Source organism: Acinetobacter sp. A2 (assembly GCF_012371325.1).
GTDB lineage: Bacteria > Pseudomonadota > Gammaproteobacteria > Pseudomonadales > Moraxellaceae > Acinetobacter.
The window spans coordinates 1-14768 of sequence record NZ_JAAZQX010000046.1 but is presented as its reverse complement, the minus strand read 5'-3'; the positions used below and the strand labels follow the sequence as shown (position 1 = coordinate 14768).

Here is a 14768-nt window from a genome sequence, read left to right as displayed (position 1 = left end):
CTACTGAATCGACATAGACAAAATGAGCACTTATGCAAATATTTGTCTATATTTTTAGTTATAGTTAATTACTCTTTTACTTTAGATGCTACACCAGTTGAGCAATATGCAAACCTTCAAATTTTATATTTTCTAGCAATTAACTAACTTTACGATTTAGCGCTAAATTCATAGCCGTTTCTGATAATGTGCGACTGTCTAACTTACAAATGCACATAATCCCCCAACCATCAAAATAGTCAGGTGCATGTTGTAAAAAGAAATTGCAGTGCACATCTTGATGCGCTCTTAAGCTCTCCAATTGCGCTACATTTCGCATTGGAGACGTAGTTTCATGCACATAAACACCATTGCAGCGTTTTTGCACTTCTGGATAACGCGCCGCCATAATCTTTAAGATTTCACAGTATTCTTTAGGTGTACTTTTCCCCACCCTTGGGAAAAAATTTTGTGAACGTGAGGCAAATAAAGAATATATTTTAGGCTGATTAATCGTAATGACGAACCATAAAGGAATAAATGGATGTTTAAAACGTCTATTCAACATCGCTTTAACCGCACTTTGAATAGTGAGGTTTTGCTTTTGGTATTCTGGCAAAAAACCTGCACGTGAATTCACGACATGCATAGTTTGGTTATTACACTGAATCTGAAGAATAGGAATGACGTTTTGCCCAACTAACTCTCCCTTACAGTGATAATGAATAATCGTTACTGCAATCGCATCTGGCGCATAAACGAATGCTTTGAATTCATCTAAGCTAGAATTAGGGAAAATGATTTGGTCAAATTGATATATTTTTTCAAAAAAATAGTGCTGTTGCTGCGTTGAAAGCGCTTTAAAATCAAAAACTGTTTCAATTATATTCATGTGAACATCTCAGTTTTATATTTTGGCGTCTGAAATCTTAAAAGCTGCGTACAGATGAGAAGTTAACTAAAAATTTCAAAAAACATACAATTTCTTATTTTATTATAGTAAGTTACTAAAAAATAAACAATTTTTTAAAAAATTAAAAATAAATGTTTAATTTAATTGATTTTTTTACCAAAAATTATATTTATTCTTTAATTATATATCAAAATTTATATATTTTGTGAGGTACATCTCATTATTTTAAGATGAGTGGTAATTTTACAAAAAAAAATAAGGGCTGAATCATCAGCCCTTACCTTACTTATTGCTCAACACTCAAGCAAATCATAAATTTGCTCTTGTGTTAAAGCAAAGCTTATTCAGCTTTGCTTTTTCTGACTTAGGTCAACTGAGCAGCAGCAATTTTTTTAGTGTCTACATTCGAAGCAGCGTCTGTGTAGCTTTCCATCTTGTCAAAGTTCAAGTACTTGTAGATGTCAGCAGACATGCTGTCGATTTGAGAAGCGTACTGTTGGTATTCTTCTGGTGTTGGTAACTTACCAAGTACCGCAGCAACAGATGCAAGCTCAGCAGAAGCTAAGTATACGTTTGCACCTTGACCTAAACGGTTCGGGAAGTTACGTGTAGAAGTTGATACGACAGTTGTGTTCGGCGCTACACGTGCTTGGTTACCCATACACAATGAACAACCTGGCATTTCTGTACGTGCACCAGCTTTACCATAAGTGTTGTAGAAGCCTTCTTCCATCAATTGACGCTCATCCATACGAGTTGGAGGCGCTAACCATAGACGAGTAGATAAAGAACCACCAGGAACTTTGTCTAATAACTTACCAGCAGCACGGAAGTGACCGATGTTTGTCATACAAGAACCGATGAATACTTCATCAATTTTGTCGCCTTGAACGTCAGAAAGAAGTTTTGCATCATCTGGATCGTTCGGGCAGCAAAGGATAGGTTCTTTGATGTCTGCAAGGTCAATTTCATACACTTTCGTGTATTCAGCGTCAGCATCAGCTTTAAGAAGTGATGGGTTCGCTAACCATTTTTCCATGTTCTCAACACGACGAGCCATAGTACGCGCATCGCCATAACCTTCAGAAATCATCCACTTAAGCATAGTGATGTTTGAACGAAGGTATTCAGCAACTTTCTCTTCAGAAAGTGTGATAGAACAACCAGCAGCTGAACGTTCAGCAGAAGCATCAGATAATTCAAATGCTTGCTCAACAGTCAAGTCAGTTTCCATTTCTGTTAAGTCGATTTCTAAGATACGACCAGAGAAGATGTTTTTCTTACCTTTCTTCTCTACAGTTAAGTCACCTTCTTTAATTGCGTAGTAAGGAATCGCATGTACAAGGTCACGAAGCGTGATACCAGGCTGCATTTTACCTTTGAACTTCACAAGTACAGACTCAGGCATGTCAAGTGGCATAACACCAGTTGCTGCAGCAAACGCTACAAGACCAGAACCCGCTGGGAATGAAATACCAATTGGGAAACGAGTATGCGAGTCACCACCAGTACCTACTGTATCTGGAAGAAGCATACGGTTTAACCAAGAGTGGATAATACCGTCACCTGGACGTAAAGAAACACCACCACGGTTCATGATGAAGTCAGGAAGCGAGTGTTGCATTTGTACGTCAACTGGTTTTGGATACGCAGCTGTGTGACAGAAAGATTGCATAACGAGGTCTGCAGAGAAACCTAAGCATGCTAAGTCTTTTAATTCGTCACGCGTCATCGGACCTGTTGTATCTTGAGAACCAACAGTTGTCATCTTAGGTTCGCAGTAAGTACCTGGACGAACACCTTGACCTTCTGGAAGACCACAAGCGCGACCTACCATTTTTTGAGCTTGAGTGAAGCCTTTACCTGTGTTTTCAGGTTGTACTGGCGTACGGAACAATGTAGATGGTGCAAGACCTAAAGCTTCACGCGCTTTAGCAGTCAAACCACGACCAACGATCAAGTTAATACGACCACCAGCACGTACTTCGTCTAGAAGCACTGGAGTTTTAAGTTCAGATTCAGCGATTTGCGCGCCGTCTTTGAACGCTGTTACTTTAGCAGCAGCATGGTCGATCTTAAGAGTGATTTCATCACCCATGTTCATGTTAGAAACGTCGATTTCTACAGGTAAAGCACCCGCATCTTCCATTGTGTTAAAGAAGATTGGCGCGATTTTACCGCCTAAGCAGTAGCCGCCATCTTTTTTGTTTGGAATGTGCGCAATTTCGTCACCGAAGAACCAAAGTACAGAGTTAGTTGCAGACTTACGAGAAGAACCTGTACCTACAACGTCACCCACGTAAGCAACTTGGTTGCCTTTCGCGATTAAGTCTTTGATTTGGTTTAATGGACCAACTTCACCAGGAACTTCTGGGTTGATACCATCACGTACGTTTTTCAACATTGCATTTGCGTGCAATGGAATGTCTGGACGGCTCCATGCGTCTTGTGCAGGTGACAAGTCGTCAGTGTTAGTTTCGCCAGTTACTTTGAAAACTGTAAGTTTGATTTCTTCAGGTACATCTTTACGGCTAGTGAACCATTCAGCATCAGCCCAAGATTGTAAAACTGCTTTCGCGTTTTCGTTACCTGCTTTTGCTTTGTCTGCTACGTCATGGAACGCATCAAATACAAGCAAAGTGTTTTTCAATGCATCAGCAGCTAAGCCAGATAATTCTGCATTGTCTAAAAGCTCAACTAAAGGTGCTACGTTGTAACCACCAAGCATAGTACCTAGTAAGTAAACAGCACGCTCTTTAGACACGAGTGGAGAGGTTGCTTCACCTTTTGCTACAGCAGCTAAGAAAGCAGCTTTAACGTATGCCGCTTGGTCAACACCTGCTGGTACGCGGTTTTCAAGCAAATCAACTAAATAAGCTTCTTCGCCTGCTGGTGGATTTTTTAATAATTCAACTAATGCAGCTGTTTGCACATCATCAAGTGGCTTCGGTGGGACTCCGAGTGCGGCACGTTCTTCAACGTGTTGGCGGTAAGCTTCTAGCACGGTGTTATTCCTCTTTTTTAAAAAATTATTTGCGAATTCCTGCTTTTGCAAAGCATCACAAATAATATGGACTGCAAAATTTTACTAAACTTCCAGTTAAAAGTTAATGCAACTAAAGTGTTTCTTTGTGATGCCCATTATTTTATAACTAAATGATGCGCATATTGTTCAATTTACAGGCAAAACATGACTTAATTTTGACTTAAACTGCATTCACTTTAACTTTTGCCTAAAGTTTAACTCGTAAAAAAGGCAACCCAATGTTGCCTTCTATCTAAAATGAAAGATATTCCACCTTAGTGTACTGTAGTAGCTTGAAGATAGTGCTGTAATTGTTCACGGCTACCTTCAAACTTGAGCTGAATTTCATCTTCATGCAGCATACAATGCGCTGCACTAGCAAATGAAATCTGTACTTGATAAATCTTTGCGGGCTCATCTATTTGCTGACGTAAAAAAACCCGATCACCTAAACTTAAAACATAGTGACTACCACCAACAATGGCGACACCCTGTTCATCTTCTAAGAGCAAGTCTGCATTATGCAGGTAAGCAACCACTTCCATTATGCGCTCCTACTGTTTTTGTTATAAATTCATTATTCAGTAAAAAGATAAGTATTGCTAGTTTTAAGATTAAGAACTTGTCACAATTTATTTGTGGGAAATTTTAATGGCCTGACAACGAATACTAGACACTGTTTAGGCTATTTAAGTTTTGAAATTACTGTTGGTAGAATAATAAATATTCATAAAAAAACCGTTCTTTTAGAACGGTTTGTAATCTGGCATTTTATCATGCGGTGTAGCAATACATTTTTCAGTAAACTGAGCACGGATTTTTTCACGTGCGGCATCTGCATCGCCCTTAATTTCATCTATTGGCAAAGCATAAATTTGCTCAATAATCTCTAAAATAAAAGTACGGGTCGTATCATCTTCAATTTTGTTGGCATGCTCAATAGCTCGTTCTTTTTCAATTGCATTTTGACGATCTAGCATAATGGTACGTGCTGCATTTCCAACACTTCTGCAGTAACCTTGCCATTGCTCTTCTGGGGTTAGAGGTTTTTTTTCTGCACAGCCCATTAATGCAAGCACGGCAGTAACAACCAAAATCTTTTTCATTCACGCTCTCCTATTAGGCTTATGATAATCAATGTTCAACAAAATAAGAAATTTCATTGAAAAAATGCGCTCATGTAGAGCGCATTTTTTATCTGACTTAGCTGCGGTTAGAAACGCCAATTATAGAAAATATCCACCGCACGTTCTAAAGCCTGACTGGCTTCCAAATACAAGCGCTTATTCATTTGATAACGCAAGGTCAGTTTATTCACTGGGGTAAATACGCCCACACCGTAACGAATAAATAAGTCTGGAGTAATGTAACCCGTCACACTAACTTGCGTGTCATCCCCCGTACCTTGGGCATCAAGCGCTAAACCACTTAAACCGAATGTACGTCCAATTTGGTTGGTCAAGGCACGTGTGCCACCCAAGCCCATACTGATCCCTGCTGCAGCAATGGTATTGTTTACATCCGACTTAAAGCTTTCAGTTTGACTCAGACCGCTAGTACCTTCATTGATACGTCCTGTAATCAAAGCATTTAATGCTTCCTGTTCAGATAAACCCGCATCGTTATAAACCTGAATATTTGGGCTGCTGGCTGTACCTGTAACCCTAAAGCCCACCATACTGCCTTGTACGTTTTTATTGGCATCCATATCTAGAGTTGGGTTTGAAATCGGGCCATTAAAACGTGCAATCGCACGGTTTAAGTCCAGACTCTGCCCGTATGCTTCAATTTTTACACGCTGACTAACACCAATTGCACCATTCGCACGCATGGCAGTTTCCAAACCACGTTGAGAAAGATACAAACGTCCAATAAGTGGAATACGGCTGTCAAAACCTTGGAAAATCACTTGATCACCCAAGTTTAGCTCTAAATCTGCTCGGATATCCCATGGACGTGCTGAACGTAGTAATGCGAGCTGATCTTGACCTTCATGTACTACACGTACATCAGAAGACACATTCACCACGGGTGCAGAAACTTCAGGCATAGAAATTAACGCACGTGGTACATCTACTTTCCCTTTTAAACTCAGTTTTTTTTGGAACGGTAAAACATCCAAAGAGACATCAGGCGTAATCATTGCAGTAATTAACGGCGCCTGACGTATTAATAAATCTTTACCATTTAAATTTAACTGAATTCGAGGATCATTTTTCCAATCCACACTACCTGTTAAACGTCCTACACCACCACCGCTATTAAATGCACCATTAATAGAGGCTTGATCTTGCCGAATTGATGAGTACAGCTGCACATTGGTCAAATTCACAGGTAAGGAAATCATGCTGAGTGTGCCATCTTTCAGTCGCATTTCACCAGTGATTAAAGGTGAGGTTAACGTGCCATTGACCTTACCAGCAAAAGATAGAGTGCCCGCCATGGAACGCACATCGGCAATAAACGGTTTAAAGACTTTTAGTTGCACTTGATCGAAGGCGATTTCACCACGCATTGGCATATTTTTACTGTATGGATCGATCACCACATTGGCATAACCTGCACCAATTTCAGGCGTTTTGACATCCATGCGTAACTGTAAACCATCGGCAATGCTTTTCGCCACCAAAGCGACTTGTTCATAGCGTAAAGTAGAGCCAATATCTTGCGGGTCATCTGCTGCAATACCTATCACACCATTACGTGTAATCAGATGCGCATCAATTTTAGGTTTCTGCCCTTTGGCCCAAGCTGCTTTGGCATGACCATTGACCTTACCTGTAATGGCAAGACCTTCAGGCATAAAGGCAGCAAAATCGTTTAAGTCTAGGTTTTGTGTCACAAAAGATGCATTGGCTTTGGTTTTACTGACTCGAATCGGCTGATCGAAGCACAACTGACTTTGTTGGCTCATCCAGCAATGTGCACCCACATACAGCTCACTGTTTTTATGCTGATAAATTACCGCTGCATTTTGACGCTGCGCCAAATGGGTTCTTAATGAGTCAAAATCACCTTTCTGGATTTGTCCAATCCAATCGTTTTGCGCATTCAAGCCACCTGCGAGTTGCACATAAAACTTACTCAGTTTATTTTCTGCTTCAAGTTTTAATACATGTGCCTGACGTGTGCCTGCCAGCGCAATTTGACCTTGTTCAATGCCACGATTGCCACTGCGGAGATGTTCCAGCGATGCGGTCATCAATGTTGCGGTATTTTCAGATGTTGGCAATTCACCCTGTATGCGCAATTTACGTACACTGAAAATATTGTTAAAACTGAACTGATCAACCGCTAAATTGGCGGTTGCTTTCAAACGTGGTTGCGACTGCACATTTAAATAACCATAGGCACGCCCACGTAAGCCCGAATATATTTCGTATAAGGCAGGTGCATTGACTTTAATGCGTAGGTTTTGTGCATTGCCAGTGGCCTGTAGCTGGTTTTTGGCATAAGACAGATACAAATTATTGGCTTCAAACTGTTGCGGCAAGAAACCTTTTTGATTGGAATCAATCACCATCGCCAAATTACCTGTACCACGTACAGGTTTATTATTCAGCATACCTGCTAAATTTAGACGCTCAATGTTAATACGCTTCTGCTTTTCTGACCAAATGCCTTGTGTGCGGATGTTTCCTGATAATTCACCACGTACACTCGATACAAAATAATGCGGTTTAAAACGGATTAAAGAAGCATTTAAATTCCAGCCCATCCCATTGTTCAGATGTAATAAACCATCTGCCACAATTTGCCCTGCGACTCCGTTATGACGTAAATCACTAATTTTGATCAGCTCAGGTGTGCCCGAAACTTTCAGCTTTAAACTGCCTTGACTGCCCTGAATTGCGCTGGCATTTAGGTCACCATCATAATTCACCGCAAAACTTTTAAAACCACCGCCTGCTTTGGCATCATGGAACAGTAAAGCAATCGTGCTTTGCCCTGTTAAATGTACACTTTCATTTTGGTTGGCCAGTCGCCCAGTTAAATTCACATCATTTAAATGAATAATTTGCTGATTCGGCAATGCAAAACCATTGGCTTTTAACTGCCCATTCAACACATTCACTGGTGCTGCCGCTACCACAGTTTGCGGATTAAAATCTTTGGCTGCCAACACCGCATTCCATTTCAACTGACGTTTGTCAGAAGGTAAATCTATTACGGCGCTACCTGCCAAGTGACTATTGCCCGTATCTAGCTTAAAGTTTGGAATATTTAAACGGTTGTTTTTAAGGTTTAATTTGGCTTGATACATACCTGCAGGCAAAGCCGTTTGCTCATGCGCACTGACTTTGGTCGCCACAAAAATATCTTGCTGCCCCTCAACCAATGCTAACTGTACATCCCCCGATTCACTTTTTAGCCAACCCACATAAGGCACTGCACGGTCAATATTATTCCAGCGCACATCCAACAACATTGGTTTGGCCGCTTTACCCTGTGCAGGGTTTTGATCTAATTTTAAGTTCCATGTTTCAAATCGGTCAAAATCAACTTGTGCAGTTAAATGCGTCCCTTTTTCCAAATGACCTTTAGAAGTCAAATTGGCATCTAGGCTTGGCGGTAAAAAGTCTTTGACCACTTGAGGAATTAGAGGGTCTTTCGGATTAATTTTGTCCAAACGCCCAGTTAAGTCCCAACTCACTCGATCTTTCCAACTCACTACGCCTGCAACATTGGCAGCACCTTGCATAAGTTGTGCATTTAAATTGCTAATGTTGAGCTGATTAACCAAGTCGGTGTACATCAAGCCTGTATATTGCCCTTGTGGAATATTCTTCCCACTTAAGTCGGTCGCAATATCAATATCCAGACGTTTAATATCCCCTTTAAATTTGGCTGCACCTGCTTGGGTAAACAACTGCTGTTCCGTCAAAATAGGCCAGTGATATTGTTTAAATTGCAGTTCACCAAACATTGGCACTTGCTTGCGCATCGGGTGTAACACGACCCAACCTGTTAATAAATCAGGCGTATTGGTTGCCACACCAGCTTGAATGGTATCTAAAGTGCCTTTCGCCACGACTTTAATATCATGGATATTCAAACTATTGTGCAAGGATGGCAGATTTAGGTCGCCCGTCACGTTTAGTGGATATTTGCCCTCAAACTTCATATCGCCTGTTGCATTACGCACATTCAAATAGCCCATGTCCATGTGCGAGTCTTCAAATTTGAGCTCTGTCCCAGACCATAAAGCGTTATTTAAATGAATGTCGTAAAAATCGACCTGAGTGCCAGAAGCAGTTTGAATTAATAAATGATCAACATCTGCAGTGTCTAAGCGCAGTACAAATGGAAGACGAATTTCATTGAATTTGAATGGATCGTCACTCGGTGGGCCTTTAGGATAAATTCGCAGATTACGCACGTCGGCACGATTTAAATGAATTTCTTTATCTAAAATAGCACGCCAACCAAGAATGACATCGGCACGGTCAATTTTGACATCCACAGGTTTTAAGCTGACGATGATATTGCGCAGAATAATACCGCGCCATAAATTACCACCTTCATATTCATAATGAATAATTTCCTGACGTTGCAAGACACTATCAAGTAAAAACTTAGAACCACGGTCTGTTGAGAACATCACCACCAAAGCAGATACCAATAGAATCAGCATAAACAGTAGTGACAGTAAAACACTCCTGAGTATTCGACGCTTTTTGGGCAGCATCTCTGGGGTTTCTGGTTGCTGTTCAACTTCAGCCATAATGTTCTCTAAGTCTTAAATTTATAGTTGAGAGCCAATAAAGAAATGTAGACGGATTGGATGGTTGTCATCTGAAATACCCGATGCCACATCTATCCGAATTGGACCAATTGGAGATGCCCAACGCACACCCAAGCCTACGCTATATTCGGTGTCATTACTAAAATCTGTATCGTAGGCATTACCAAAGTCACTAAATACCGCAGCACGCCAGCCCTCTTTAAATTGATAGTTATATTCCAAAGAGCCTACAGCCAAAGCCTGACCACCAATTTTAAAGCCATCAATCTGTGGTGCTAAAGATTTATAGTCAAAGCCACGCAGACTCTGGTCGCCCCCCGTAAAGTAACGCAAGTTATAAGGTACTTTATTAAAGTCTTCGGTGTAGATATAACCTAAGTCACTACGCCCCACAAACTGGTGATTATCATTTTCACCCATGGAATAAATAAAGCGCCAACCTGCATTAAATATGGCTAAATCAGCATCACTAAGTAATGATTCACTGCCCAGTTCTACTTTATAAATTTGTCTAAACCCCTTGCTTGGGTTTACTCGTCGGTTGCTGTCTGTTCTGGAAATTTCATAGCCAAGCAATAACGATTGCTGCTCAACATCTCCATTCGCAATAAAGGCATCAGGGACATTATCTAAAAATACATCGCCTGTTTCGGTTAAGCGGTCTAAACGGTAACGCAGGCCAAAGGTATGCTGCCAACTCCCCATTGGGTTTTTAATCACACGGTCTGCACCTGCAACCGCAGATTCGATTAATAAGCCACTGCCTTGTGCAACATCATCACGCTCTTCACGCTCATAACCACCAACTAAGGCCACATAGTCATTTAATGGATGGTTATACGGAATGTTATAGCGCCCATCTATGGCTTGACGAATTTCAGACAGCTCCAAGTTGGCATCGAATGAATGACCTCGTTTATTAACAATGGCACGACGATACTGCCCACGTAAGCGGACACCCGTGTCTGTACCATAACCTGCACCAACTTCAGCACTGTTTAAACGGTCTGCATTTAAGGTCACAATGACAGGAATTTTTTTATCTATACGCGCTTGTTCTTTAAAGCGCTCTTCTTCAGTTTGCTTATTTTCTTGTTGAACTTGCAGGGTGCGTAGGTTTTCATTGGCAGAGCCTTCTTCTGTACCCGCAAATTCCGCTTCATTCACCACAGATTGAGTGACCTCTTGCGAAGAAGCCACCTGCTTTTTATCTGCAACGGTAGCATCGCCCAAAGACAGCTTTTGCTGATCGACCAAGGCCTGAATATCAGGTGGTAATTCTATAGGATGCTCTACAGGATCAGGACGAATTGTATCAACCAAAGTGTAGTTAAAATAACGTGAGTTGGTTAAGTTGTTGGCTAAACCATTGACACGCCAAAAGGTATAGTCAGCATTTTCCTGCCAAGTCACCATACTTTGTAAGATGTCCATATCAAGCGGGAATTCCTGATTTGGATCGCTCATACGGAATTCCACTGCACCAAGTTTGTAACGCTCGCCCGTTTCATAGCGTAAATTTATATCTGCTGTATTTTGCGGCTGTGCGACTTTAACATCATGCAAACGCCAATAACTGTCGAAATATCCATTGTCTGTGGCAGCATCGGTAATTCGATTTTTGGTTTGCTCGTACAAACCATGATTGAACACGTCATCTACTTCTTGATCTGGCAATACGCCAATGACCTGAAATTGTGCCTCGTATTGCCCTTCGCCCGTAAACTCTATATTTTGTTGTTTAATCGCCACAGGTGGATTAGGCACTATATTTACACGTACGCGACTGTCACTAAGTTTTTCAAATTTAAATTCGGCATTGTAAAACCCCACCGCCTGCGCTGCCTGATTGGATAAGGTGCGCAACTGTGGCAAGGCCGCTGGAAAGTCTGCAAACGATTCTTGGGTAAAACTTGAGAGTTTTGCCTTAATGTTGGCACTTAAATTATCTACCGCTGTGCGATAAGCTTCTGGTGAAACTTCTCCAATGGCGTTTTGTGTTCCATTTTGAGCACTGTTTGCGCTAATCACAACATCGGCACTAATCCTTGGCACTTTGGCAGTATTGAGTTCACGCGGTGGGCGGACTTTATGTAATAGCCGTCTGAAAAAACCCGGTTGATCTGCATTTTCAGCCTGTGTCATCCAGCCCAATTCGGTCATGGTACTGTCTGCTGGGTTAGCTTCGACTACAATTTTGCTGTCTGCCTGAATGCTCGACATTAATGCATCTACATTAACGGGTGCTTGGTTAATTTGTAGCAACTCCTCTTGAGTTGCATCTTGCACCAAGGTTTCAGGAACCTGACCATTACGATCTAGCATCGCTTCTTGCTTGGCTTGTTCTGCCACCTGAAAAATTTCATTAGCAAGATTTTGATCTACAGGTGCGACAGGTAAATCTTCCAGGTCTTCAAATTCAATAGGTTGAAATTCGGGAAATGTCATACCAGCTTGTTGTTGCTGTTGCAACATTTGCAAACTATCAACTTCTGGCGCTTGCGCCTGCTGCATTGCTTCTTCTATTTTTTGTAACTCTTCGGCGCTATCTTTACCTTGTGCTGCAGCCAGTTGCTTAATTTCGGCTTCGAGGCTCTGTGCTTCTTCTGCCACAGGTGTTTGGATCGTTGCAGTATTAATTTCACCTGTTGCTTGTTGCACTGTATTTGCCGCTGGAATACTTTCAGCAAAACTTGAAGATGCAACAAAACCCAAAAACAGACCAAGCCCGATATTTTTTGGCATATTCCAACACAAAATAGCGTGCATACTGGAACAAAGTACTGATTTTTTAAAGTTTGTATTGACAGGCATAAACAACTCTAAACTGATTTAATTTTTATGGAAAAACCCCAATGAACGCGCGTGCAAACACCAATTTATTTGATTTTTTCATCAGTGAAAAGACTTGAAACATCATACATGATTTTCTGTACTATTATATCAAGCGGTCACATTTCTTAATAAAACTAAACGAAGTTAATCACGCATGGAAAAAAATGAACAGTTAATGAGAAGTCGGCGCTTTTTGCCGATGTTTCTCACTCAGTTTTTTGGCGCACTCAATGATAATGTTTATAAACAAGCGCTGCTTTTGGTCTTTACCTATGGCTGGATTAGTCAGCAGTCTGCAAATGTCAGTACGCTAAATAACTTAGCTGCTCTACTGTTTATTTTGCCTTATTTCATTTTTTCAGCGACTGCGGGGCAACTGGCAGACAAATACGAGCGAGCGCAACTGGTACGTGCCATTAAATTGCTCGAAATTATCATCATGCTCATTGGTACTGCAGGTTTCCTGTTGGGAAATTTATGGTTGCTATTGATTGCTTTATTTTTAATGGGCGCTCAATCGACTTTCTTTGGCCCAATTAAATATGCCATTTTGCCCGAAGTGCTCAAACCGCATGAACTGATGTCGGGCAATGCTATTTTCCAGTCAGGGACTTCAATTGCCATTTTACTGGGTATGATTTTAGGTGGTGCTGTCATTTCTGTTTCTGCGGGAAATTTACTGTGGATTAGCCTGACAGGCATTGTAATTGCACTGATTGGCTATGCGTCCAGTCGTTTTGTATTAACCCAGCGTGTGACTGCACCCGAGATTGAAATTGACTGGAATTTTTTCCGTACCAGTTTCCAGACTTTAAAATATGCCAAAAGCCTGCCGATGATTTTTTTGATCTTACTTGGAAACTCTTGGTATTGGTTTTATGGGGCAACTTATTTGACCCAAATTCCACAACTGACTCAGCAGAATCTACATGCTTCTGAAAACGTGGTGAGTTTATTACTCACCCTATTTTCAGTTGGCATTGGTGCAGGTTCTTTGCTGTGCCGCAAATTAGGTGGCTCAGAAGTCAATATAAAAATGGTTCCAATTGGTGCAGTAGGTCTAACCATTTTCGCTTTTTATTTAGCAGGTGCATTGGCCTTTGTACCGCCTCAAACAGGTGAACTACTAGGCTTATCAGCCGTGTTTCAGCAAGGCTGGAGCTATTATCACGTGATGCTTGCAGTTACTTTATTGGGAGTTAGTGGCGGTTTTTACATTGTACCCTTATATGCCATGATGCAGGCTTATTCTCCTCGCTCACACCGTGCACGTGTGGTTGCCGCCAATAATATTTTAAATGCCATTTTTATGGTGTCGTCTGCGGTTTTCTCGATTTTAATTTTAAGTGTTTTAAAAATTGATTTAAAAATTCTGTTTAGTATCACAGCGGTTTTAAGTGCCATTTTCACGATTTGGCTCTTGTTAAAGCTCAAGCCAATGTTAGATACTGCACAAGACTCTTTGGAGGATTAAGTTCATGCGTCATTACACAGGTATAGACAAGTTTATTCACTCATTTGACCAAGCCTTGCGCAGCTTAGTGCCAGGTACAACTTCGGCACAACGCGAAAACCCAGGCAATGCGGTTGAAACCAAATTGGCTGTGAGTGAAGCGCGTCATGTTGCTGGGTTAATGCGTGTTAATCACAGTGGCGAAGTATGTGCCCAAGCCTTGTATCACGGTCAGGCTTTAACCGCCAAATTACCCAATGTACGTCGTGAAATGGAACAGGCTGCAATTGAGGAACAAGACCATTTGGCATGGTGTGAAGACCGTTTAAAAGAATTAGACAGCCATACCAGCCTGCTCAACCCTGTATGGTACGGCCTTTCATTTGGAATGGGTGCAATTGCAGGCATTGCAGGCGATAAATACAGTTTGGGCTTTGTGGCAGAAACCGAGCGTCAAGTGAGCTTGCATTTACAGCATCATATTAGTCAGCTACCTGAACAAGATGACCGTTCACGTAAAATTTTGGTGCAAATGAATGAAGATGAATTACATCATCGTGATACGGCACTTAATGCAGGTGGTGTTGAGTTGCCCGTACCTGTACGCTTAACCATGACCGCTATTTCCAAGCTAATGACCAAGACCAGTTATTATATTTAATCGTCTAATCATGTGAAAACGCTCATTAGAATGGGCGTTTTTTTATGCCTATTGCAACAAAAAGCAAGTCACATAGAACGTAAGCGTCCGCTGAACACACCTTCTGAATTCATCCTATAAGCCTTAATTTAGTCCCCACTTAGAAACAAGTGGGGA

8 protein-coding genes are annotated in these 14768 nt (G+C 41.3%); 2 read left to right on the top strand and 6 right to left on the bottom strand.

Annotated features, from left to right (window positions below):
- Positions 1-139: 139 nt before the first annotated feature.
- The 6 genes from HHA43_RS12405 to HHA43_RS12380 all read right to left on the bottom strand — a co-directional run bounded on the left by HHA43_RS12405 (position 140) and on the right by HHA43_RS12380 (position 12477).
- Positions 140-871, bottom strand: a complete 732-nt coding sequence (locus HHA43_RS12405; protein WP_168417442.1) for a hypothetical protein — start codon at positions 869-871, stop codon at positions 140-142.
- Positions 872-1256: 385 nt separating this feature from the next.
- On the bottom strand, positions 1257-3896 hold the full coding sequence (locus HHA43_RS12400) for a bifunctional aconitate hydratase 2/2-methylisocitrate dehydratase (protein ID WP_168417443.1): 2640 nt from the start codon (positions 3894-3896) through the stop codon (positions 1257-1259).
- Positions 3897-4192: 296 nt separating this feature from the next.
- Positions 4193-4462 (bottom strand): hypothetical protein, encoded by a 270-nt coding sequence (locus HHA43_RS12395; protein ID WP_168417444.1) that lies wholly within the window; start codon positions 4460-4462, stop codon positions 4193-4195.
- Positions 4463-4663: 201 nt separating this feature from the next.
- The gene (locus HHA43_RS12390) at positions 4664-5023 is read right to left on the bottom strand and encodes a hypothetical protein (RefSeq protein ID WP_168417445.1); all 360 of its coding nucleotides are present in this window, start codon (positions 5021-5023) and stop codon (positions 4664-4666) included.
- A gap of 107 nt (positions 5024-5130) precedes the next feature.
- Positions 5131-9642 (bottom strand): translocation/assembly module TamB domain-containing protein, encoded by a 4512-nt coding sequence (locus HHA43_RS12385; RefSeq protein WP_168542706.1) that lies wholly within the window; start codon positions 9640-9642, stop codon positions 5131-5133.
- Between the two features lie 21 nt (positions 9643-9663).
- Positions 9664-12477: an autotransporter assembly complex protein TamA gene (locus tag HHA43_RS12380; protein WP_168542704.1), complete on the bottom strand. Its 2814-nt coding sequence runs from the start codon at positions 12475-12477 to the stop codon at positions 9664-9666.
- 175 nt (positions 12478-12652) lie between these two features.
- Here HHA43_RS12380 and HHA43_RS12375 point away from each other — a divergent pair, with 175 nt between their 5' ends.
- Both HHA43_RS12375 and coq7 read left to right on the top strand, forming a co-directional pair.
- A complete protein-coding gene (locus HHA43_RS12375; RefSeq protein ID WP_168461754.1) occupies positions 12653-13972 on the top strand; it encodes an MFS transporter in 1320 nt (439 codons plus the stop codon).
- Between the two features lie 4 nt (positions 13973-13976).
- Entirely contained in the window at positions 13977-14612 is a 636-nt protein-coding gene (coq7, locus tag HHA43_RS12370) for a 2-polyprenyl-3-methyl-6-methoxy-1,4-benzoquinone monooxygenase (RefSeq protein WP_168417449.1), read from the top strand.
- Positions 14613-14768 lie beyond the last annotated feature (156 nt).